At 59.9% G+C, this 23527-nt stretch carries 19 protein-coding genes and 1 tRNA gene; 11 read left to right on the forward strand and 9 right to left on the reverse strand.

Annotated elements, in window-relative coordinates; genetic code table 11:
- The first annotated feature begins 61 nt into the window (after positions 1–61).
- The 5 genes from FOY56_RS16095 to FOY56_RS16115 all read left to right on the forward strand — a co-directional run bounded on the left by FOY56_RS16095 (position 62) and on the right by FOY56_RS16115 (position 4949).
- Positions 62–1003, forward strand: a complete 942-nt coding sequence (locus FOY56_RS16095) for an ABC transporter permease (RefSeq protein ID WP_146346891.1) — start codon at positions 62–64, stop codon at positions 1001–1003.
- A complete protein-coding gene (locus FOY56_RS16100; RefSeq protein WP_146346892.1) occupies positions 1003–1917 on the forward strand; it encodes an ABC transporter permease in 915 nt (304 codons plus the stop codon). The genes FOY56_RS16095 and FOY56_RS16100 overlap by 1 nt, the downstream gene beginning before the upstream one ends.
- Positions 1918–1924: 7 nt before the next feature.
- Positions 1925–3571: an ABC transporter ATP-binding protein gene (locus FOY56_RS16105; RefSeq protein WP_425468372.1), complete on the forward strand. Its 1647-nt coding sequence runs from the start codon at positions 1925–1927 to the stop codon at positions 3569–3571.
- 82 nt (positions 3572–3653) lie between these two features.
- Positions 3654–3730 (forward strand) — tRNA-Asp (locus tag FOY56_RS16110).
- Positions 3731–3872: 142 nt separating this feature from the next.
- On the forward strand, positions 3873–4949 hold the full coding sequence (locus FOY56_RS16115; protein WP_146346894.1) for a Hint domain-containing protein: 1077 nt from the start codon (positions 3873–3875) through the stop codon (positions 4947–4949).
- 121 nt (positions 4950–5070) lie between these two features.
- On the opposite strand, the gene FOY56_RS16120 is transcribed toward FOY56_RS16115, so the two are convergent.
- On the reverse strand, positions 5071–6459 hold the full coding sequence (locus FOY56_RS16120; RefSeq protein WP_146346895.1) for a M20/M25/M40 family metallo-hydrolase: 1389 nt from the start codon (positions 6457–6459) through the stop codon (positions 5071–5073).
- A gap of 343 nt (positions 6460–6802) precedes the next feature.
- Between FOY56_RS16120 and hemA the strand changes: the two genes are divergently transcribed.
- From hemA to apbC, 4 genes are all read left to right on the forward strand, one after another.
- A complete protein-coding gene (gene hemA / locus FOY56_RS16125; protein ID WP_146346896.1) occupies positions 6803–8026 on the forward strand; it encodes a 5-aminolevulinate synthase in 1224 nt (407 codons plus the stop codon).
- Between the two features lie 127 nt (positions 8027–8153).
- Positions 8154–9356: a helix-turn-helix domain-containing protein gene (locus FOY56_RS16130; protein ID WP_146346897.1), complete on the forward strand. Its 1203-nt coding sequence runs from the start codon at positions 8154–8156 to the stop codon at positions 9354–9356.
- A 68-nt stretch (positions 9357–9424) separates the two neighbouring features.
- Complete coding sequence (gene ispG, locus FOY56_RS16135) at positions 9425–10546, forward strand: flavodoxin-dependent (E)-4-hydroxy-3-methylbut-2-enyl-diphosphate synthase (RefSeq protein WP_146346898.1); 1122 nt, start codon at positions 9425–9427, stop codon at positions 10544–10546.
- Positions 10547–10651: 105 nt separating this feature from the next.
- Entirely contained in the window at positions 10652–11716 is a 1065-nt protein-coding gene (gene apbC, locus FOY56_RS16140) for an iron-sulfur cluster carrier protein ApbC (protein WP_146346899.1), read from the forward strand.
- Positions 11717–11950: 234 nt separating this feature from the next.
- Here apbC and FOY56_RS16145 read toward each other — a convergent pair whose 3' ends face one another.
- From FOY56_RS16145 to acs, 8 genes are all read right to left on the reverse strand, one after another.
- Positions 11951–12451 (reverse strand): flavin reductase family protein, encoded by a 501-nt coding sequence (locus FOY56_RS16145; RefSeq protein ID WP_146346989.1) that lies wholly within the window; start codon positions 12449–12451, stop codon positions 11951–11953.
- Positions 12452–12524: 73 nt separating this feature from the next.
- Positions 12525–13937 (reverse strand): 3'-5' exonuclease, encoded by a 1413-nt coding sequence (locus FOY56_RS16150; protein WP_146346900.1) that lies wholly within the window; start codon positions 13935–13937, stop codon positions 12525–12527.
- Positions 13937–14458, reverse strand: coding sequence for a hypothetical protein (locus FOY56_RS16155; protein WP_146346901.1), 522 nt, complete (start codon positions 14456–14458; stop codon positions 13937–13939). The genes FOY56_RS16150 and FOY56_RS16155 overlap by 1 nt, the downstream gene beginning before the upstream one ends.
- 96 nt (positions 14459–14554) lie before the next feature.
- Positions 14555–16378 carry a DUF294 nucleotidyltransferase-like domain-containing protein gene (locus FOY56_RS16160; RefSeq protein WP_146346902.1) on the reverse strand — a complete coding sequence of 608 codons (1824 nt, stop codon included), beginning with the start codon at positions 16376–16378 and terminating at the stop codon, positions 14555–14557.
- A gap of 111 nt (positions 16379–16489) precedes the next feature.
- Entirely contained in the window at positions 16490–18271 is a 1782-nt protein-coding gene (locus FOY56_RS16165) for a sodium:solute symporter family protein (protein ID WP_146346903.1), read from the reverse strand.
- A gap of 15 nt (positions 18272–18286) precedes the next feature.
- On the reverse strand, positions 18287–18571 hold the full coding sequence (locus tag FOY56_RS16170) for a DUF4212 domain-containing protein (protein WP_146346904.1): 285 nt from the start codon (positions 18569–18571) through the stop codon (positions 18287–18289).
- Between the two features lie 69 nt (positions 18572–18640).
- On the reverse strand, positions 18641–19324 hold the full coding sequence (locus tag FOY56_RS16175) for an adenylate kinase (protein ID WP_146346905.1): 684 nt from the start codon (positions 19322–19324) through the stop codon (positions 18641–18643).
- Positions 19325–19336: 12 nt separating this feature from the next.
- A complete protein-coding gene (gene acs, locus FOY56_RS16180) occupies positions 19337–21301 on the reverse strand; it encodes an acetate--CoA ligase (protein WP_146346906.1) in 1965 nt (654 codons plus the stop codon).
- A gap of 499 nt (positions 21302–21800) precedes the next feature.
- Between acs and FOY56_RS16185 the strand changes: the two genes are divergently transcribed.
- Both FOY56_RS16185 and FOY56_RS16190 read left to right on the forward strand, forming a co-directional pair.
- The gene (locus FOY56_RS16185) at positions 21801–22817 is read left to right on the forward strand and encodes a C4-dicarboxylate TRAP transporter substrate-binding protein (RefSeq protein WP_146346907.1); all 1017 of its coding nucleotides are present in this window, start codon (positions 21801–21803) and stop codon (positions 22815–22817) included.
- Positions 22818–22896: 79 nt separating this feature from the next.
- Complete coding sequence (locus FOY56_RS16190; RefSeq protein WP_146346908.1) at positions 22897–23526, forward strand: TRAP transporter small permease subunit; 630 nt, start codon at positions 22897–22899, stop codon at positions 23524–23526.
- Position 23527 lies beyond the last annotated feature (1 nt).

Raw genomic sequence — 23527 nt, forward strand, 5'->3', positions numbered from 1 at the left:
TATGACCGCGGCGGGTGCGCCTGCCGCGGTATACTGAGCAACGAACGACAAGGCGGGACGCGTGGCCTATTATCTTCTCAAAAGGCTTATTGCGACGATCCCGGTGATGCTGGTCGTCGCGGTTTTCATCTTCCTTCTGTTGCGGCTGACGCCGGGGGATCCGGCAGCGATGATCGCGGGCGATTTCGCCAGCGAGGCGCAAGTGGCCGAGATCCGCGAAAAGCTGGGCCTGAACGACCCGCTTCTGGTTCAGTTCGGCATCTGGATCGGCAATATTTTCCAGGGCGACCTGGGCGAAAGTTTCTTCTTTAAAAAGCAGGTGACCGACCTGATCATGGCGCGGATCGAACCGACGCTGTCGCTGTCGGTGGTCACCATCATCCTGACCGTATCGATTGCTGTCCCGATGGGCGTGGTTGCGGCGTACCGGCAGGGCACATGGTTGGACCGGACCGTGATGGCGTTTTCGGTGCTGGGCTTTTCGATCCCGGTCTTTGTGATCGGATTTGCGTTTATCTATATCTTCTCGCTGGAGCTTAAATGGCTACCGGTGCAGGGCTATCAGCGACTGAGCGAAGGGGTCGGGGGCTGGCTGAAGCACCTGATCCTGCCATCGCTGGCGCTGTCGGTGATCTTTGTTGCGTTCATCGCGCGGATGACCCGGACCTCGGTTCTTGAGGTTCTGGGGGAGGATTACATCCGCACGGCACGCGCCAAAGGGCAGACCGAAACCAAGGTGCTGGTACGCCATGCGCTGCGTAATGCGGCGGTGCCGATTGTGACCGTGATCGGGTTTGCCTTTGCAATCCTGATTGGCGGCGTCGTGGTGACGGAAAGCGTGTTCAATATTCCCGGGCTTGGGTTGCTGACGGTTGATGCCGTGCTGAACCGCGATTTCCCGACAATTCAGGCCGTCGTGCTGTTGTTTTCGATGATCTACGTGCTGATCAACCTGATAATCGATTTGAGTTACACCGTGCTTGACCCAAGGATCCGCTACTGATGACTGAAGCTGTCGCGCTGTCTCCGACCCAATTGACGCTGCGCCGAGTCTTTGGCCACCCGTCGGTTTTGATTGGCGGGTCGCTGGTGCTGGTGATCTGTCTTATGGCGATTTTTGCGCCGTTTCTGGGCACGATTGATCCCAACCTGAACTCGACCTCGACCCGGCTGAAACCACCGGGATACGAAGGGGTCATGAAGATTTACACCGACGAGGGACGGGTCAAAGTGCCGGTCACCTATCGTCTGGGGTCGGACACGCTGGGGCGCGATGTGTATTCGCGCGTGATCTATGGCGCGCGGATATCGCTGGTGGTTGGCGTATCGGTGGCGGCGATTTCGATCTTTCTGGGCATGATCATCGGGTTGGTTGCGGGGTATTTCCGACGGCTTGACGGCTTTATCATGCGGATCATGGACGGGTTGATGGCGATCCCTGCGATCCTTTTGGCGATTGCGGTTGTGTCGGTGTTCAACGCCGGGCTGACCAGCGTGATCATTGCCATTGTCGTGCCCGAAGTGCCGCGCGTCGTGCGGCTGGTGCGATCCATGGTGCTGTCGATCCGCGAAGAACCTTATGTCGAGGCGGCGATCACAGCGGGCACGCGGGTGCATCTTTTGCTGATCCGCCACATATTGCCCAACACACTGGCGCCGCTGATCGTGCAGGGGACGTTTATTGTGGCCTCGGCGATCATCGTCGAAGCGATCCTGTCGTTCCTAGGTCTTGGCATTCCGGCGGATGAGGTGCCGACATGGGGCAACATCATGGGTGCTGCGCGCGAGAACTTTCAATTGCATCCACACCAGATCCTGTATCCGGGTGTGATCCTTGCGGTCACGGTGCTGGCGGTGAACATGCTGGGCGATGGTCTGCGTGATACGCTGGATCCCCGCTTTGCCAAACGTGTGTGAGGCCGTGGTGAACGCTGACCCTTCTGAATATGTTCTTGAGGTCAAGAACCAATATGTTCTTGAGGTCAAGAACCTGACCGTGAGCCTGCCGAAAAGCGGCGACCGTGCCAATGCCATCGAAAACATCAGTTTCGGCGTGAAACCCGGTGAAATCGTATGTGTCGTGGGCGAAAGCGGATCTGGCAAGTCTGTGACGGCCTCGGCCGTCATGGGGTTGCTGCCGGCGGCGTTGAAGCCGGTGAATGGCGAGACTCTGCTGGACGGAGAGAACACGCTGGCCGCCAGCAAATCGCGCTTGCGAGATCTGCGCGGCACCCGGATGGCGATGATCTTTCAGGAGCCGATGACGGCGCTGAACCCGGTGGCCAGGGTCGGTGAACAGATCGCCGAGGTGCTGGAAATTCACACGACTCTGTCGGCGTCCGAGCGGCGGCGCAAGGCGATCGAGATCATGGAATCGGTGCATCTGCCGGACCCGGAAAAGATGGTCGATGCTTATCCGCATCAGCTGTCGGGGGGGCAGCGGCAACGCATCATGATCGCGACGGCTTTGGTGCTGGACCCGGCGTTGCTGATTGCGGACGAGCCGACCACGGCGCTGGATGTGACCACGCAGGCGCAGATTTTAACGCTGGTCAAGGAAATGCAGGAACGCCGCGGGACCGGCGTTTTGTTCATCACCCATGACTTTGGGGTTGTTGCCGAGATCGCTGACCGCGTTGTGGTGATGCAGAACGGGCGGGTTGTCGAACAGGGCACACGGGATGAGGTTCTGATGAACCCGCAGCAGCCTTATACACAGATGCTGGTTGCCTCGGTTCCCAGCATGACCCCGCCCGAGCGGGACAGTGTCGGTGGCGATATGGCGATTGAGGTCGTCAAGCTGGACAAAGAATACGGCACCAAAGGCCTGTTCGGGAATGGCCGTGTGGTTCTGGCGGCCTCGAACGTTGATCTGCATGTGCGCAAGGGTGAAACGCTGGGAATTGTGGGCGAGTCCGGGTCAGGCAAATCCACCGTTGCGCGTTGCATTGCGCGGCTGATTGCGCCGACATCGGGCTCGATCAGCCTGCATGGCACGGAAATTGCCACCTTGCCGGAATCCAAACTGCGCCCGCATCGTCGCAAGGTGCAGATCGTGTTTCAGGACCCGTACCGATCACTGAACCCGCGTCGCAATATCGGTCTGTCGCTGATCGAGGCCCCGATGAATTTCGGCATGGCCAAACCCGAGGCAATGGCCAAGGCGCGTGAGCTGATGGAACTGGTCGGCTTGCAGGGGGATGCGTTAGATCGGTTTCCGCACCAGTTTTCCGGTGGGCAGCGACAACGGATTTGTATCGCCCGCGCGCTGATGGTCGAACCCGAGGTTCTGATCGCGGACGAGGCCGTGTCGGCGCTGGACGTGTCGGTCCAGGCGCAGGTGCTGGATCTGTTGGATGATATTCGCGAGCGATACAATCTGGCGATGCTGTTCATCACCCATGACCTGCGGGTTGCTGCGCAGATTTGCGACCGGCTGATCGTGATGAACAAGGGCGTTGTGGTGGAGCAGGGGCTGACGGCACAGGTGTTTTCCAGCCCGAGCCATGAATACACCCGGTTGCTGCTGGACGCCGCGCCCGGAACGGACGCGCAGTTCGGGGCCGGTTGAACCGGTTCCGGCATATTCCGGGTCGGACGCGCAGAAACGCGCTTGACGGGCCTGCGTGCATCGCCTAATCAGCCCCTCACGCGCGGTTGTAGCTCAGCTGGTTAGAGTACCGGCCTGTCACGCCGGGGGTCGCGGGTTCGAGCCCCGTCAACCGCGCCACTTCTGTCTCTCATTTGCACGCCATCCAGCCTTCCATTGCCGGGTTGGTTGATGTTTGCCATTTTTGCTCCATATTTGCTTGGTAACCAGTTCATAACTGCGCGCCCCGAACAACCAGCCGCAGATCGTTAAGAGGCAGTCAATGGCGGATCCTTACGTATCCGAAGTCAAATATCTGGGCGGTGCGTCCCTGGATTTTATCGAAATTGCGGTCGATGCCGGGACGGATGTGTCCAGTATCGTTGTGACCGTTTACAATGCTAACGGCTCTGTCCGGACGACCAACACGCTGGAATTCCTTGCCTCCACCGAGTTTGGCAAAGATATCTATGTCATCAACACGGTTGAGTCCTCGACGTTCAACGGTCTGAACAAAAGAGGCGCGGTGTCGCTGAGCGATGACACGACCGTCTATCAGTTTATCTCGTTCGATGACGGAGCGCCGGTCACGGCCAACAGCGGTCCGGCAGACACCATGACATCGGATCAGATCGGCCAGGCCGGCGGCGGGGAATCGCTGTTGAGCACCGATGGCGGGGCGAGCTATGTCGTGCAATCGCCACCCACGCCGGGCACCATCCCATGTTTTGTTGCCGGGACGCGGATTGCCACGCCGGATGGCGCGGTGTCTGTGGAGCTTCTGAAACCGGGCGCGCTTGTCTGCGACGCTCAGGGCGGCGTGTTGCGCGTGCTGCAGGTGTTGCACCGCCGGGTCAGTGCTGCTGATGTCATCACCCATCCGACGATGCGCCCGGTGCGGATCAGCGCAGGCGCGTTGGGGCACGGAACGCCCGAACGCGATCTCTTGGTGTCACGGCAACATCGGGTGGCCGTCAGGTCGCCAGTGGTGGAACGTATGTTCGGCTGCTCAGAAAGCCTGGTGGCCGCAGCGCGATTGCTGGAACTGGACGGGGTCGATCTGATTCGGGAGCCAAAGCGGCTGACCTATTGCCACCTGCTTTTGGAACGCCACGGATTGGTTCTGGCCGAAGGCGCGCCTTGCGAAAGCTTCCTGATTGCGCCCGTGTCCGTTGATGCGGTGTCTGATCAGGCGCGGGACAGGATCGTGTCGTTCTTCCCGCAAGCGATGATGCCGGGCTTCCGGGCGCAAACCTGTGCGCATATCCCCGGGAACCGGCAGCAGAAACGGCTGATCTGGCGCCATCTGAAAAACGACAAACCGCTGATTTCAAACGTGTCGGCTAAAGTCACAGGCTGATGCAAGGCAGTGCGGTGCGATATGCGCCAACCGCAGCGCGCGGGGACCCCGCGCGCTGCCCGGCCCAACGCCCGGGGCGGGCAGCGCCAGATGCCTGTCCTCGGGGGGCGGGAGATCTTCGTTACCTGGTCAAAGCGTCAAGGATGCGCGCCCAGCTGCGCATGCCTTTGTGAAAGCTCTTCACGTCGTACTTTTCGTTTGGTGAATGGATCGCGTCGTCGTCATTGGCATAGCCGACCAGCATCGAATCCAGTCCCAGGATCGACTTGAAGAACCCGGCAATCGGGATTGACCCGCCCATGCCGCAGAATACGGCCTCGCGGTTCCATTCATCCGACAGCGCGCCGCGTGCAGCTTCGAATTCCGGGCGGGCAATGTTCATGACCGAGGCGGGCGAGCCGTCCAGATCCTGATTCCAGACCACTTTGGCGTCGACCGACAGGCGGTCTTCGACATGTTTGCGGATTTTGACACGCAACGCGTCCGGATCCATGTCGCCGACCAGACGGCAGGTGATTTTGCAATGCGCTTCTGAGGGGATCACCGTTTTGGTGCCGGCCCCCATATAGCCGCCCCACATGCCGTTCACCTCCAGCGTCGGGCGGGCCCATTGCTGCTCCAGTGTCGAATAGCCGGTTTCGCCGTGTGGAACGCTATAGCCGACCGAATTCAGATACTCGGCCTCGTCAAAGCCGCAGGTCTGCCATTGGCGCAGCTGATCTGCGGGCACCTCGTGGACGCCCTCGTAAAACCCGTCCACGGCGACCTTACCGGTCTCGTCATCATGGAACGTTGCGACGATCTTTGCGATTTCGCGCAGCGGGTTCAGGCCGGGGCCGCCGTAATGGCCCGAATGCAGATCGATGCGGGGGCCGATAATGGTGAATTCGTCCTTCAGCATCCCGCGCAACTGCGAGGCAATCGACGGCACGCCGCGTGATACCATTGAGGTGTCGCAGATCAACGCCAGATCGGCTTTCAGTTCGTCCGCATGCTGTTCCATGAAGGGCACCAGTGACGGCGATCCGGATTCTTCTTCGCCCTCAAAGAAAAACGTGATGCGGCAGGGCAGGGAACCGTGCACGTCTTGCCATGCCCGGCAGGCTTCGACAAAGGTCATCAGCTGGCCTTTGTCGTCCGACGAACCACGCCCGCGAATGACTTGCCCGTGTTCGGTGTCCTGCAACTCAGGCTCGAACGGCGGCGAGGTCCACAACTCAAGCGGATCGACGGGCTGGACGTCGTAATGCCCGTAGAACAGCAAATGCGGCACGCCGTCATTTGCTTCGCCGACATGTCCGACCACCATCGGATGGCCCGGGGTCGGGCGTTTGGCTGCGTCGATGCCGATGCTTTTAAGATCTGCGACCAGCCAGTCAGCGGCGGCGTCACAGTAAGCCTTGAAGGCCGGATCGGTCGAGATCGACGGGATGCGCAGCAGGGTCATCAACCGGTCGGTGGCCTTGGGCAGGTCCGAATCGATTTTGTTCAGAACGTCATCAAGTGACATGGGGGAGGGCTCCTGATTGGCGGGGTGTTTTGGTCGCGCGGAGCCTAGCAGCGCCAGCGGCACAGTCCAGAGGCGGCTGCGCGACGCCTATCGGAAACAGGAAATGCGTCACGTTGCGGTACTTTTTGACAAATTGACGACCTGCGGCGTTTCGATTTATTGAGCCGGGTGGACGAACGCTTTACTTGATACAAGTCAAAGCTGCGACATCTGCTCCTGGGTTAGGCAGTTGCTAAGGACGAAAAGAGTCTGTATCCATTCATGAATGCGAATGCGTTCGCAATGGGAGGCCGACGCTTTGTGCCGAAAAGGCCAGGGGACGGAATACGAATTGGAGGACAGGGTGGATTACACTGCTCAGCTCGATACCGCGATAGCCAAGCTGCACGAAGAAGGGCGTTACCGCACCTTCATCGACATCGAACGGACCCGGGGCCAGTTCCCGCATGCTGTCTGGACCCGTCCGGATGGGGAACAGCAACCGATCACCGTCTGGTGTGGCAACGACTATCTTGGGATGGGGCAAAACCCTGTTGTTCTGGAGGCCATGCACGAAGCCGTTGACGCCACGGGCGCCGGTTCGGGTGGCACCCGCAACATTTCGGGCACCACGGTCTATCACAAGCGGCTTGAGGCCGAACTGGCCGACCTGCATGGCAAGGAAACCGCGCTGCTGTTCACCAGTGCGTATATTGCCAATGATGCGACGCTGAGCACGCTGCCCAAGTTGTTTCCCGGTCTGATCATCTATTCGGACGAGCTGAACCATGCCTCGATGATCGAAGGCGTGCGGCGCAATGGCGGGTCCAAGCGGATCTTCCGTCACAATGACGTGGCCCATCTGCGTGAGCTTCTGGAAGCCGACGATCCCAATGTACCCAAGCTGATTGCATTTGAATCCGTCTATTCGATGGATGGCGATTTCGGTCCGATTGAAGAACTATGTGATCTGGCCGACGAATTCGGCGCGCTGACCTATATCGACGAAGTCCACGCCGTGGGCATGTATGGCGCACGCGGCGGCGGTGTGACCGAGCGGGATCATCTGGCCCACCGGATCGACATCATCAACGGCACGCTGGCCAAAGCCTATGGCGTGATGGGCGGCTATATCGCGGCGTCTTACAAGATGTGTGACGCGATCCGTTCATATGCGCCGGGCTTTATCTTCACCACCTCGCTGCCGCCTGCCGTGGCTGCCGGGGCGGCCGCGTCGGTTGCGTATCTCAAGCGCACACCTGAATTGCGTGAACAGCATCAGACCCAGTCCAAGATATTGAAAACCCGCCTGAAAGGGTTGGGGTTGCCGCTGATCGATCATGGCAGCCATATCGTGCCCGTGATTGTGGGCGATCCGGTGCACACCAAGAACATAAGTGACATGCTGCTGGCAGATTATGGCATCTATGTTCAGCCGATCAATTTCCCGACTGTGCCACGCGGAACCGAGCGCCTGCGCTTTACTCCGTCGCCGGTTCATGGACCTGACGAGATGAACAAACTGGTGCATGCCATGGACGCGCTCTGGTCTCATTGTGCGCTGAATCGCGCCGAACTGGCTGGCTGATCCTCAATTTCCGTGCATTTTGCTTGCACTGTGTTAGTCTTCTCGCAACAACAAGCGCGGGACGAATCTTGGGGAAGAACCTGCGCGGGGCAAACAGACTCGCTGCAGGCAACATGGGACAGCAGGTATGATCGGGCGCAGATTCTCGCGCAAGCCTAAAGAGGAAGAGGTCGTAGAGCCACTCAGCTTTGACGACTTCGAGCTTCGACTTGGCGATATGATGCGTGGCGAAAGGGCGACTTTGGGCAAGTCGCTGCTGGATGTTCAACGCGATCTGCGGATCAAAGCCAGCTATATTGCAGCCATCGAAAATGCTGACCCGTCTGCGTTTGACACGCCCGGCTTTGTCGCCGGATACGTGCGGTCTTATGCCCGTTATCTGAACATGGAACCGGATGAAGCCTTTGCGGCGTTTTGCGTCGAAAGCGGCTTTACCGTTGCGCATGGCATGTCTGCCGAAGCATCGGGGGCGAAGAAGAACGCCCGCGAAGAGCGTGCGATTATTGGCCACGGTCTGTCGAATGATCCGTTTTCCGGCAGCGGCACGCCGTTTCTGCCGGAACGCGAAGGATTGCTGTCGCAGATTGAACCCCGCGCCATTGGATCAACGTTGGTGTTGCTGGCTGTGATCGGCGGTATCGGGTATGGCGGCTGGTCGGTTCTGAAAGAAGTGCAGCAGGTGCAGGTGACGCCGGTCGAACAGGCGCCTGTCGTGCTGTCGGATCTGGACCCAGTCACAGGTGCGCTGGCCAACCCGACTGCCGAAGAGGGCACGACGGTTTCGAGCACCGAGGCGCTGAACCGGTTGTACCGCCCGCAAGCGCTGGATGTACCGGTCATGGTGTCACGCGATGCGCCGATTTCGACGCTGGATCCGCGCGCAGGCGGAAGCTTTTCAGCGCCGGACCTGCCCGATGTTCAGATCGCAGAAGCACCACTGCCAGCCGGGGAAGTGGTGCCGCAGGTGCTTGAAGACGTCGCTCCGACATTGGTCATGGTTGCAGTACGCCCGTCCTGGGTGCGCGTGCGGGCTGCTGATGGCACGACGATCTACGAGACTATCATGGAAGGTGGTCAGACCTTTGAAATCCCGGCAACGGAAGAACCCCCGACATTGCGCGCAGGTGAATCCGGCGCGATCTATTTCGTTGCCAATGGCGAAAACTATGGTCCGGTTGGCGGACGCGGCACGGTGACCAAGAACTTGCCATTGTCGATTGCCGAAGTGACCGACCGGTTCGAGGTTGCGAACCTTGAACAGGACAATGATCTGGCCCGTGTGGTTGCCGAACTTCAGACTCCGGTCGTTGCCGAAGATCCAACTGAGTGATCCGCCATTGCCGCGCCCCCTTGGGCGGCTTATGTAGCCCCTAAAGGTTCTGATCGCGGACAGGTTCCATGTCGCACAATCCCATTCGTCCCTGGCGCAATATCGAGCGTCGCAAATCCCGCCAGATCATGGTTGGCAATGTGCCGGTCGGGGGCGATGCCCCGATTGCTGTGCAGACCATGACCAATACGCTGACCACTGATGTGGCCGGCACGATTGCGCAGGTACAGGCCGCGGCCGAAGCCGGGGCGGATCTGGTGCGCATTTCGGTGCCGGATGAAGCGTCTTCCAAGGCGCTGAAAGAGATCGTTGCCGAAAGCCCGGTGCCAATTATCGCGGACATCCATTTCCATTACCGGCGCGGCATCGAGGCGGCAGAGGCCGGGGCTGCCTGTTTGCGGATCAACCCGGGTAATATCGGCGATGAGCGTCGGGTCAAAGAAGTCATTCAGGCTGCGCGGGATCACAACTGTTCGATCCGTATTGGCGTGAACGCCGGATCGCTGGAAAAGCACCTGCTTGAGAAATACGGCGAACCGTGCCCCGATGCGATGGTCGAAAGCGGGATGGAGCATATCCGGATCCTCGAAGACAATGATTTCCGCAACTACAAGATCAGTGTGAAGGCGTCCGACGTGTTCATGTCTGCGGCGGCCTATCAGGGGATTGCCGAGGCCACGGATGCGCCGATCCATCTGGGCATCACCGAAGCGGGCGGGCTGGTCAGCGGCACGATCAAATCGGCCATTGGCCTGGGCAACCTGCTGTGGATGGGCATTGGTGATACGCTGCGGGTGTCGTTGTCTGCCGATCCGGTGGAAGAGGTCAAAGTCGGGTTCGAGATTCTCAAATCGCTGGGTCTGCGGCATCGCGGCGTCAACATCATTTCTTGTCCGTCCTGCGCGCGGCAGGGGTTTGACGTTATCAAGACGGTCGAGGCGCTGGAAAAACGGCTGGAGCACATCAAGACTCCGATGAGCCTGTCGATCATCGGTTGCGTGGTGAACGGGCCGGGCGAGGCGTTGATGACAGACGTCGGCTTTACCGGCGGGGGTGCCGGGGCTGGGATGGTTTATCTGGCGGGCAAGCAAAGTCACAAGATGTCGAACGACCAGATGGTCGATCACATCGTTGAGCAGGTTGAAGCCAAGGCTGCCGAACTGGACGCAATTCAGGATGCTGCCGAATAGGGCAGCAAAGGTTTGCACCGCGCTCTATAAGATGTTTGTGATATTGACCTTTTGGGGGAAGTGATGTGGAACCGGTGGAAGAGCGCGAAATCAGGAAAGACCGGCATGAGCTTGCATGACATCGTCACCGAAGAACTGAAGAAGTTTGTCGATCCGGCCAGCGGTAAGGATATCGTGGCCTCCGGGATCGTTAAGGCTTTGACCATCGAAGACGGCACCGTCAAGTTCGTGCTCGAGATTGACCCGGCCCGCGCCAAGGAAATGGAAAGCCTGCGGGCCAGTGCCGAGCGGCGTTTGATGGCGTTGGATGGGGTCGAAAAAGTGTCTGCGATGTTGACGGCCCATGCCGACAAAGCGCCGCCGCCGGATCTGAAACCCAAGGCCAAGGCCAAGCCGCAGGGCCCGCAAGCGGTGCCGGGCGTCAAGCACATCATTGCCGTGGCATCCGGCAAGGGCGGGGTGGGTAAATCCACCGTGTCCGCCAATCTGGCTGTCGCTCTGGCGGCGCAGGGGTGCAAAGTGGGTCTGCTGGATGCGGATATCTATGGCCCGTCGCAGCCGCGTATGATGGGGCTGAGCGGTCGTCCGGGCAGCCCCGACGGCAAAACCATCCTGCCGCTGCGGGCGCATGGCGTGACCGCCATGTCGATCGGGCTGATGATGCAGGAAGGTCAGGCCGTTGTCTGGCGTGGCCCGATGCTGATGGGCGCGTTGCAGCAGATGATGATGCAGGTGCAATGGGGCGAGCTGGACATCCTGCTGATCGACTTGCCGCCGGGCACGGGCGACGTGCAACTGACGCTGAGCCAGAAGTTCATCATCGATGGCGCGATCATCGTGTCGACGCCGCAGGATGTGGCTCTGCTGGATGCCCGCAAGGGGATGGACATGTTCCGCCAGCTGAAAACACCGATTCTTGGCATGATCGAAAACATGTCGACGCATATCTGTTCGAATTGCGGGCATGAGGAACATCTGTTCGGACATGGCGGTGTGGCCGTTGAGGCTGAGAAGCTGGGCGTGCCGCTGCTAGCCGAAATCCCGCTGCATCTGGATATTCGTCTGGCGGCTGATGCCGGCACCCCGATCGTTGCGGCACAGCCTGAGAGCGCGCAAGCGGTCGCATTCACTCAATTGGCCAAGTCGCTGATTGCCCGGGATCTGGCCTAGGCCCCGGCGAAGGCTCCCGCCAGGTTCGTCGGGCTGACTCCCGCCTGCCACCTGTTGGGCCAAGCGTGCGGCCCGAGGCCGCCCGCGGTTGGACTTTGACGGCCAGCGTTCGAGATCAGGCGCAACCGCAGGGCGTGGGGAACCCGCGCCCTGCTTGGCCCAACCCCGGACAAGAGGCGCGTCAGCGGCCCGCTGTTTCGGGGGCGGGAGTGTTTTCTTTGTCGGAAACGGCGCTTAGTCGAGGCCGAGAAACCCGCCATATTGGCCACGTTTGAACATCAGGCCCTTGCCTGGACGATGCATGGCCAGATCGACGCGCCCGATAATGATCGAGTGATCGCCGCCATCATGCACGGCTACCTGAGTGCAATCGAACCGCGCCAGACAACCGGACAGCTGGGGCACCCCTGCCGCACTTGGTGTCCAGTCGATAGTACCGAAATCTTCGCCTGTGCGGGCGAAATGCGCGGCCATGTCCAACTGATTTTCGGCCATCACATGGATGGCATAGGTCTGTGCAGCGACAAACCGATCATGTCGGGGCGAGGCTTTGCCGGGACACCACAGCACCAACGCCGGGTCAAGCGACACCGAGGCAAAGGAATTCACCGTCATCGCCAGCGGCCCGCTGGCGGTTTGCGTGGTGACAACGGTCACGCCCGTGCCATAGCATCCCAGCGCATCGCGATAATCGCGGGCCGTGTCAGGTCCGGGGACAAAGCTGAAATCAGGCATAATGGGTGCATGTTTGGTCATCGGACATGGGGTGCCATGTCTTTCGCGATTTGTCCATGCTCCAGATCCCGGCTTAGTTCAGGTCTTCCAGCAGGCGTCCGTGCTTGCGGGTGGCGTCGATCACGTCGCCAAAGGTGCGCATGCCGCGCGCGTCCAGCATCGGAAGCATCTTGCACAGAACCTCGGCTGTGGCCTGCGCGTCGCCCAATGCCGTATGGCGCAAGTGGGCGGGGATGGTCACGCCCAGACGATCGCACAGCGCATCCAGCGTGTGGGTTTCGCTGGCCCCGAACACGACGGCAGACAACAGGACGGTGTCAAGGATCGGGTGGTCCCATGTGACGTCCATCCGGTGCGCATGACGACGCAGAAAGGCCATGTCAAATGGTGCGTTGTGGGCGACAATCACGGCGTCGGACGCGAATTTGTGAAAGTCGCGACCGGCCTTGTCGATGGTCGGCGCGCCCTGCACCATGGCATTGCTGACGCCATGCACTTTGGTTGATGCAGCCGGGATCGGCATTTCGGGGTCGACGAATGTGTCCAGCACTTCGCCTTCTATGATGCGGCCCTTGACCACGCGAACGGCGCCGATCTGAACGACCTCGTCCTTGTGTGGCAGCAGACCGGTGGTTTCGGAGTCGAACACGACAAAGACCAATTCGCTCAGCGCCCGGTTTTCAAACGCGGCGTCTCCGGGGCTGTCCAGAAGGTCAAAATCATAGACCAGCGGGCGGGCGTCTTCCGGGGCGATATGGGCATCGGCGTCGTCAAAGATCAGCATATATCCGGGCGCTTCACCCAAAGGTTTCATCCGGGTGCTGTACGACTGTGCGCCATCTGCACCTTCGGCGGTAAAGCTGACATCCATGCCACTGCGCACCAGCTTGGCATAGGCGGTCTCGACCGCTTCGCGTTTGAGGTAATCGAACAGCGAGGCGTGCAGGCGAGGGTGCGCGACCTGCGCCAGAACAGCGGCGGCCTGGCCGTCATACAGAACGATCTGGTGAGATGGGTTGACCAGAACCATCGCCATCGGGATCTCAGTCAAAAGCTGGGTCAGGCGATCTTTTTCCGCTGCAAGCCGGGCCGTGGCCTCGGCCACGGCCTCAGCCGTTCCCAGGGTTGAACTGGACAACTGACCAGCAACGGCAGCCGCGGCAGGAGCCAGATCACCCAGATAGCGGGCCGTGTGCATGTCCATCTCGCCCGATACACCGGCATGGGCACGGGCGCGCATTTCTGACGCCAGTCGTTCGATCGGTTTGGCGACGTTTTCGTCGAACAACAACCACACCCCGGCCACCAACGCCAGCAGGGCAAAGGCCGTCAGGATCGCGCTGAACACGAAGGCGTCCAAAAGCTCGGGCGCGTCGGCGCGGACGTACCCGACATACATCGCGCCCCCGGCAATCAGCACCCCGCCAAGCGCCAGCAGACAAAAGAACAGGAAGATGCGTAGCCGCAGGCTCAGGTTGGTCAGCATCACGACACCTCGCACACGGCATCGACCACCGGATCATCGTCGGGTGCGACCACCCAGTCGGCATTCTGCACACCGCCTTCTGCGTCGAAATTCACCCCATCCATCAACGCGGCGCGCCGGTTTCCTGCGCAATCCACCAGCACTGACAGCTTTTCCACGGCAGACCAGCGGGCAAAGAAATAAAGATCGGCGAGCCGCTGATCCGGCAGGCTTGCATTGGTCTGAACGCTGGCGGAATCCAGCGCCACAAACCGTTCTGTATAGGGTTTGATGTATGTCCAGGGCCGGTAGAAGCTGCGGTTCTCGACGGTCTGTATCACAGCCATCCCTTCGGGCAGGGTGGTCGAGTTGCGGCTATACCAGCTGTACTCGCTGCTGATCGTGGTGGCGATCATCGCAAGGCCCGCGCCAACGGGCGTGGCCCATTTGGGCAACCTGCCGCCGCTTACCTTGTTCACGATCAAGACCACACCGGCCATCGCGATTCCGGCAAAAATCGTGCCTATCAGCTCCAGAAACATTCCCGCTCCTCCCGGGGCGTGAGAACCGCCCCCCTCGTTCTTCTCTTTCCAAATACTCCCGCCGGAGGCATCCTCCTGCCGCCGCCGGGACTGGCGTTAGCCGAGCATTCCCTTGCCGTGCCCCAGCGCCGATTGCAGTGTCTTTACCACGACAAACGCGTCCCTGAGATGACTTCGCTCAAAGTCCGACAGATCGGTCGGCGCGAGGAAGTTGTCAGGCTTTTCGCCTGCCTTGACCCGTGCCACCTGATGGTCAAGCCGGGATTCGGCGATCAGGTCATAGGCGTCCAGCAAATCGCGCGCACCAGACGGGCTGAGCACCCCGGCGCCTTCGGCGGCTTTCAGACGTGCGCGGGTGTTTGCCTCGGTCAACTGGCCTTGCAATGCATAGATGCGAGCCAGATCAACAACCGGGACGACACCATTGTGCTTCATGTCCAGTGTGTTGCGGTTTTCGCCGGACCGGATCGTTGCAAAACCACGCAACAGGCCCAGAGGGGGCGTGTGCTTGAGCGAGTTCGAAATCATATGCGCCACGAAGATCGAATTCTTGCTGGCGGCTTTCAGCGTTCCGGATTGCAGCCCGGTGAACAGGCTTTCGTCGCCACCGATGGGGCGCAAATCGAACATCACACTGGCCAGCATCTGGGCTTCGGGGTCGGGCTTGGCGATCCAGCGCGCGAAGTAATCGCGCCAGACGCGCACAGGCTGACACCAGCGTGGGTTCGTCGCCATCATGTCGCCCGGGCAGTAGAAATAGCCGCAGACATCCAGCCCGTCGCTGACGATTTTGGCCAGGTCGGCGAAATATGGCATCTGTTCGGGTGTGACGTCGTCATGCAGGACCAGGCAATTGTCCTGATCGCTGACGCCGGTTTGTTCCTGTCGGCCCTGACTGCCGCAGGCGAGCCAGAGATAGGGCACCGGTGCCGGGCCAAGCGTGGCCTCGGCCATGGCCAGCAGGCGGCGTGTGACGGTGTCGGCAATGTCGGTGATCAGGCGGGTCACAACCTCGTGTCGGTTGCCACCGGCGACCAGCTGCACCAGCAATTGTGGAATGCGCGCCGTGACCTTGGCCATGTCGGCGACGGTTGCGGCATGGGCGATCTCGCCGACCAGTTCGGCCGAAGAGACGGCCTGAAACCGGGTCAGGTCTGTCTGGGTGACGACGCCGACCAGCTTGTTGCCCTGGACAATCGGGATGTGTCCGATGCGGTGTTCCATCATCGCGTGCAGCACGTCCGACCCGATGGCGGTCGGGGGCAGGGTTAGCAGATCACGGGCCATGATGTCCGAAACGGGGGTGTCGACGGGACGGCCTTCGGCCAGAACCTTGCCGGACAGGTCGCGGATTGTCAGGAATCCGGTAAGCGCGTTATCCTGCATGACGCAGAGTGAGGATATCCCGCGATCCCGCATGAGACGTGCCGCGTCTTGCACCGTGGCATCGGGGGCGCAGGTGACCGGGTCATGTGCCATCAGGGTGTCGACCAGCGTGGTGGTCAGCGAGCGTTCCTGAGGGCGGTCTGACCGGGTGCGGTCAAAAAACTTTCTTGCCACGTCGTAGGTGTCGACAAGCTTGCGGAAGGGGCCGGACGGCAACACCAGAAGAACGGAACTGGTTTCGGCGCGCGCGCTGGTCACGGCGATGCCGTCGCGCATCAAGCCGCGTTCTCCGAATGAGTTGCGCACCCCAAGGTGTGAGACCACGACATCGTTGTCGTCGCGTACTTCGATCTTGCCTTCGTAGACAATGAATACGCCGTGCAGGCGGTCGCCAAGGTCATAGACCGGGAAATCCTGTTCGACGGCCCAGGGTTCGAACTGGGGAACAAGGGCGGCCAGCGCATCTTCGGGCAGGGCATCATAGGGATGCACCGATTTCAGGAACCGTGTGATCTGATCAGCGGTCAGAGGCATGGGAATCAGCCTTGTTTTATAAAAGAAAAGTCCTGCCCGGTTGTGCGCCGGACAGGACCGATTTGAAAGATGGCGGGCCGTCGCAGGGACGATGGCCCACCTCTTTGGATCTTAGTGATCCTGGGCGGCACCCGCGCCACGCGGTACGCGGACGCTTTCGACCAGCTCTTCGATCTCGGTCGGGATTGGATCCGACGACTTCGAGACGAAGTAGGCAACCGTGAAGTTCACCATTGCACCAACAGCGCCGAACGAGGTGGACTTAATTGTGCCCAGCAGCGGATCGGCATCGGTGAAGGAGTTGGTGCCCGGAATGAACAGCCAGCCCTTGTGCAGGAAGATGTAGATCAGGGTCACGATCAGGCCGGACAGCATGCCTGCCACGGCGCCTTTGTTGTTCACCTTGGTAAAGATGCCCATCATCAGAGCCGGGAAGATCGAAGCCGCAGCCAGACCGAAGGCAAGTGCCACAGTTTGCGCGGCGAAGCCCGGAGGATTCAGACCCAGATAGGTCGCAACCGCGATAGCCACAGCCATAGCAATACGCGCCGACAACAGTTCACCCTTTTCCGAGATCTGCGGGTTGATAGACCCCTTGATCAGGTCGTGGGACACAGCGGACGAGATCGCCAGCAACAGACCAGCAGCCGTTGACAGAGCAGCCGCCAGACCACCCGCAGCCACCAGACCGATAACCCAGCTGGGCAGGTTGGCGATTTCGGGGTTGGCCAGAACCAGGATGTCGCGGTTGAACTTTGTCAGCTCGTTGCCTTCCCAGCCTTTTTCAGCCGCTTTGGCCTGCATTCCAGCGTCTTTGTCGTTGTAGTACTGGATTTTGCCGTCGCCGTTCTTGTCTTCCCAGTTCAGCAGACCGGTTTTCTGCCACGTGGCCATCCAGTCATAGCGCTTCTCGTTTTCGATCGCTTCGACCGAAACCGCTTCGCCATCGGTGCCGTTGGGCCACATCATGTCGGTGATGTTCAGACGGGCCATTGCACCAACCGCAGGGGCGGTGAGGTACAGCAGGGCAATGAACACCAGCGTCCAGCCCGCCGACCAGCGAGCATCAGCAACGCGCGGAACGGTGAAGAAGCGCATGATGACGTGGGGCAGACCAGCGGTACCGATCATCAGCGACAGGGTGAACAGAACCATGTTCAGCGTGTCAGAGTGATGCAGAGTGTACTCTTTAAAGCCCAACTCGGTCACGATGGCGTCCAGCTTTTGCAGCAGAGGCTCGCCAGTGGCGACATAGTCCCCAAACAGGCCCAGCGCCGGGATCGGATTACCGGTCAGTTGCAGCGAAATGAACACGGCCGGGATTGTATAGGCCAGGATCAGAACGCAGTACTGAGCCACCTGAGTGTAGGTCACACCCTTCATGCCGCCGAAAACGGCATAGGCGAACACCACACAGGCACCGATCAGCAGACCGGTTGTGTTGCTGACTTCGAGGAAGCGGCCAAAGGCCACGCCCACACCGGTCATCTGACCGATCACGTAGGTGGTCGATGCAACGATCAGGCAGATCACGGCCACGACGCGTGCGGTCGGGCTGTAGAAACGGTCGCCGATGAATTCCGACACGGTGTATTTGCCGAACTTGCGCAGGTAAGGTGCAAGAAGCAGCGCCAGCAGCACGTAGCCACCTGTCCAGCCCATCAGGAAGGTGGAGTTGTCATAGCCGGTAAAGGCGATAAGGCCCGCCATCGAGATGAACGAGGCAGCCGACATCCAGTCAGCCGCTGTCGCCATACCGTTGGTGACCGGGTGAACGCCGCGACCGGCGGCGTAGAATTCAGATGTGGAACCCGCACGGGCCCAGATCGCGATGCCGATGTAGAGCGCAAACGACGCGCCAACAAACAGCAGGTTGATGGTAAACTGATCCATTGTCCCTTTGCCCTCTTATTCTTCTTCAACGCCAAATTCGGCGTCGAGTTTGTTCATGCGGAACGCGTAGAAAAAGATCAGAGCCAGAAACACCAGGATCGAACCTTGCTGGGCGAACCAGAAGCCAAGATCGGTGCCGCCGACGGCGATCCCCGACAGCATGGGGCGCAGCAGGATGCCGAACCCGAACGAAACCAGCGCCCAGATGACGAGGCTGATCAGAATGATACGCACGTTTGCCTGCCAGTAGCCTTTGTCGGCTTCTGACGTATCCGCAACATGAGATTTTTGGTCCGCCATGGCGGGTCCTCCTTCTTCCTCCAGAAATAACGGGCCCCAATGGGGAGTGACGGGGCCCGCAGCTTGCCTTTAAGTCGTTGCTGTTTCGACGATTGCGCCAAGAGCCTTGGCGATTGCGTCGATGTCACCCATCGCGTCGACGGACTTCAGCACACCCTTGTCGCTGTAATAGGCAATCAGCGGGGCGGTCTGTTCGTGATAGGCCGCAAGGCGCTGGCCTACCGTCTCGGCGTTGTCGTCTGCGCGGCGTTTGAAGTCGGTGCTGCCGCATTTGTCGCAAACACCGGCTTTTGTCGGTGTCTTGAACGTGTCGTGATAGCCTTCGCCGCAGTTGCCGCAGGTATAGCGGCCGGAAATGCGGGTCACCATCGCGGCGTCGTCAACGTCAAGGCTGACGGCCGCGTTGATTTTCTGCCCGGTTTCGGACAGCAGCTTGTCCAGGGCTTCGGCCTGCACCGTGGTGCGGGGGAAGCCGTCAAGGATCACGCCCTTGGCGCAATCGGCTTCACCCAGACGGTCGCGCAGGATGGCGATGACGATCTCGTCGCTGACCAATCCTCCGGCTTCCATCACGGCTTTGGCGGCCTTGCCAGCGTCGGTTCCGGCAGCAACGGCTGCGCGCAGCAGGTCGCCGGTGGACAGCTGAACCAGACCAAATGCGTCTTCCAGCATCCGGGCCTGTGTGCCCTTCCCAGCGCCCGGAGGGCCGAGAAGGATCAGAACAGCGGGGGTTGTGATGACGTCAGTGTTCATTGTCATCCCCGCCTATTTGGCCGACCGGTTGGCGATAAGGTCGTCAACCACGGAAGGATCGGCCAGCGTCGAGGTGTCACCAAGCGAGCCAAAGTCGTTTTCGGCAATCTTGCGCAGGATACGGCGCATGATCTTGCCCGAGCGTGTCTTGGGCAGGCCGGGGGCCCACTGGATGACATCGGGCGATGCGATCGGGCCGATTTCAGTGCGAACCCAGGCGCGCAGTTCCTTGTAGAGTTCGTCTGACGGTTCCACATCGTTCATCAGGGTGACATAGCAATAGATGCCCTGACCCTTGATCTCGTGCGGATAGCCAACCACGGCAGCTTCGGCGACGGCGGCATGTGCCACCAGTGCGCTTTCGACTTCGGCGGTGCCCATGCGGTGACCAGAGACGTTGATCACGTCATCAACGCGGCCTGTGATCCAGAAATCGCCGTCTTCATCGCGCTTACAACCGTCACCAGCAAAGTAGTAACCTTTGTAGTCGCCGAAATAGGTCTTTTCGAACCGCTCGTGATCGCCCCAGACGGTGCGCATCTGTGCCGGCCAGCTGTCGGCGATGCAGAGAACGCCTTCGGTTGGGTATGTGTGGATCTCATCGCCCGAATGTGGGTCCAGAACCACAGCTTTGACGCCAAAGAAAGGTTTCATGGCCGATCCAGGCTTGGTCGCATGTGCGCCGGGCAGCGGAGTCATCATGTGGCCGCCGGTTTCCGTCTGCCACCATGTGTCGACGATGGGGCAGCGACCGCCGCCGATCACGTCGTTGTACCAGTTCCAGGCTTCAGGGTTGATCGGCTCACCAACTGTGCCCAGCGTCCGCAGCGAGGACAGGTCACATTTTTCGACCCATTCGTTGCCCTGACCCATCAGCGCGCGCAGTGCGGTGGGGGCGGTGTAGAACTGGTTGACCTTGTGCTTTTCACAGACCTGCCAGAACCGGCTGGCGTCGGGATAGGTTGGCACGCCTTCAAACATCAGCGTGGTCGCGCCATTGGCCAGCGGGCCATAGACGATATAGCTGTGGCCGGTGACCCAGCCCACGTCAGCAGTACACCAATAGATGTCGCCTTCGTGGTAATCGAAGGTGATTTCCTGTGTCATCGCGGCATAGACAAGGTAACCGCCGGTGCAGTGTACAACGCCTTTGGGCTGGCCGGTCGAGCCTGAGGTGTAGAGGATAAACAGCGGATCTTCGGCGTTCATCTCGGCGGGGGACTGGAAATCGTCGGCTTCCAGCGCCAGTTCGTTATAGTCATAGTCGCGGCCATCGACCCAAGTGGTCTGACCGCCGGTGCGCTTGACCACCAGACACTTTACGGTGTCCTTGCAGTGCAGCAGGGCGGCGTCGGCGTTTGACTTGAGCGGGGTCTTGCGGCCACCGCGCGGGGCGTAGTCGGCAGTGATCACCACCTTGGCGTCGGACCCGTTGATCCGGGCTGACAGCGCGTCTGGCGAAAAGCCTGCGAAGACGATGGAATGGATGGCGCCGATACGGGCACAGGCCAGCATGGCATAGGCAGCTTCGGGGATCATCGGGAGGTAGATGACAACCCGGTCGCCTTTGCGGACACCCAGATCTTCGAGGATGTTGGCCATTTTGCAGACCGAAACATGCAGCTCTTTGTAGGTGATGTGCTTGGCGGCTTCTTCGGGATCATCGGGTTCGAAGATGATCGCGGTCTGGTCGCCACGGGTTTCCAGGTGACGGTCGATACAGTTGGCCGAGACGTTCAGGGTGCCGTCTTCGAACCATTTGATATCGACGTTGCCGGGGGCGAAGCTGGTGTTCTTGACCTTGGTGTAGGGCTTGATCCAGTCGATGCGCTTACCGTGTTCTCCCCAGAACGCTTCTGGGTCGTTGATCGACGCGGCGTACATCTCTTCGTACTTGGCCGCATCGATATGAGCGCGTGCGACGGTTTCCTTGGACGGTGCGTAAACCGTGTTCTCGGATTGAGCTGTTTCGGACATATGAGGCTCCTCCCTCTAGACGTTGACGTTTGGCCTTGAGCAAGCCCGGATCATGGGGCCGATCGAATGTCTTGACCCTGAGGCAGATAATACCCGGGGCTGAAAATAAGTGAATAACCCGCCGAAAAGTAACGATTTGCTTGTAAAGCTTTTTCGAATTCGCATTCGTTTTGGTAAAGTTTCGGGGTCATACCAGTAAATTCCTATTTGTGAGCAAGTAATTGCCTGTTAACTGCGATAGCCCTTTGGGAGGCGCGGACAGTATGGCGGCGTACCCGATTGGCGCCGTGAGCCATGAGGCGGCGGTGTGACATATTGTTTCGGTATGCGTTGGTATACCGAAAGATAGCGGTAACGGGGCTGTGAACAGGGCGCGAATGTCGATGGCCCGCGACTCACCTGATACGTGCAAGCAGGGGGGGTTGGCAGTCTCACGGCTTAACGCTAGCTTCCTTGCCAAGCGGTTCGTTTACAGACCCGCAGTAAAAGGGAGTAAGATATGAACAAGTTGTTGTCCGGCGCCTTGGCGTCAGTCGTCGCCGTCGGCTTTGTGGCCGAAGCGTCTGCAACCGAATGGAATGCATCAGTCTGGGGCAAGCGTCGCGCGTTTACCGAGCATGTCGAAAAGCTGGCCGAGCTGGTGTCGGAAAAGACTGGTGGTGAATTCACCATCAACGTCAGCTATGGCGGTCTGTCCAAGCCTAAGGAGAACCTGGACGGGATTTCCATCGGCGCGTTCGAGATGGCGCAGTTTTGCGCCGGGTATCACCGCGACAAGAACCGCGCGATCACTGTGCTGGAACTGCCGTTCCTGGGTGTGAACAACCTGGACGAAGAAGTGGCCGTCAGCCACGCCGTCTATGCGCATCCTGCCGTGCAGAAGGAAATGGAACAGTGGAACGCGCGTCTGCTGATGACCTCGCCGATGCCGCAGTACAATCTGGTTGGAACTGGCGATCCGCGTGACACGCTGGCCGAGATGGACGGGATGCGCGTGCGCGCCACCGGTGGTCTGGGCAAGGCGTTCGAAGCTGTGGGTGGTGTGCCGACCTCGGTTCCGGCGACCGAAGCTTATAACGCGATGGAATCCGGTGTTGTCGACACAGTTGCCTTTGCCCAGCACGCGCACCTGTCGTTTGGCACAATCAACCGCGCCGACTGGTGGACCGCAAACCTGAACCCCGGCACCGTGAACTGCCCGGTGGTGGTCAACACAGACGCGTATGACGCGCTGAGCGACAAAGAGCGTATGGCGCTGGACGAGTCTGTTGAAGAAGCCATCGCGCACTATCTGGCCAACTATGGCGCCCTGCTTGAAAAGTGGGACGGTGTTCTGGCCGAAAAGGGTGTCGAGAAGGTCATGATCTCGGACGAGGTACTGGCCGAGTTCCGCGCCAAGGCCGCCGATCCGATCCGGGCCGCTTGGATTGCAGACATGAGCGCACAGGGTATCCCGGCGCAGGAACTGTATGACCTTGTGATGAGCACGCTCGACAAACAACGGATGAGTAACTGATTTAAGTTCTCTGACAGGCCGGGCGCTTTGTGTGCCCGGCCGCGTTGTATTTTACCCCCCAAATACGAGGATCTGACCTATGGCCGGACACTCATCTGTGCTGGAAGACGACAGCCTTCTCAGCCGTCTGGATCGGCGACTGTTGAAGTTTGAGCAATTTCTGGCGTTGCTTAGCGGAATCGCGGTTTTCATGCTGATGGTGCTGGCCGTGATCTCGGTCGGAGGGCGCAACCTGTTTAACGCGCCGCTGCCCGGCTATGTCGACTGGATCGAACAGGCGATGCCGTTGCTGGCCTTCATGGGGATCGCCTATGTGCAGCGTGACGGCACCCACATCCGGATGGATATCCTGATTGGGCAGCTTAGGGGCCGCGCTTTGTGGCTGGCCGAACTGGTTTCGGTTGTGTTGATCCTTTTCCTGATGATCGCGCTGGTCTGGGGCAGCTGGTCGCATTTCCAGCGCAGCTTTGATTTCGGCTCACCTCTGTGGAGCCGGGACAGTTCGATCGATATCGGTCTGCCGATCTGGCCGGCGAAACTGTTGGCGCCGGTGGCGTTCTCGGTGCTGTGCCTGCGGTTGCTGATCCAGATCTGGGGCTATGGCCGCGCCTTTGTGCTGGGGTTGAAGAACCCGGTTGCCGTGCCTTTGATCCAGGACACTGCCACGCAGGCTGCAGCTGAAGCCGAACAACTAGACGGGCGGAATTAAC

It is taken from the genome of Falsiphaeobacter marinintestinus, from assembly GCF_007923355.1.
Lineage (GTDB): Bacteria > Pseudomonadota > Alphaproteobacteria > Rhodobacterales > Rhodobacteraceae > Phaeobacter_A > Phaeobacter_A marinintestinus.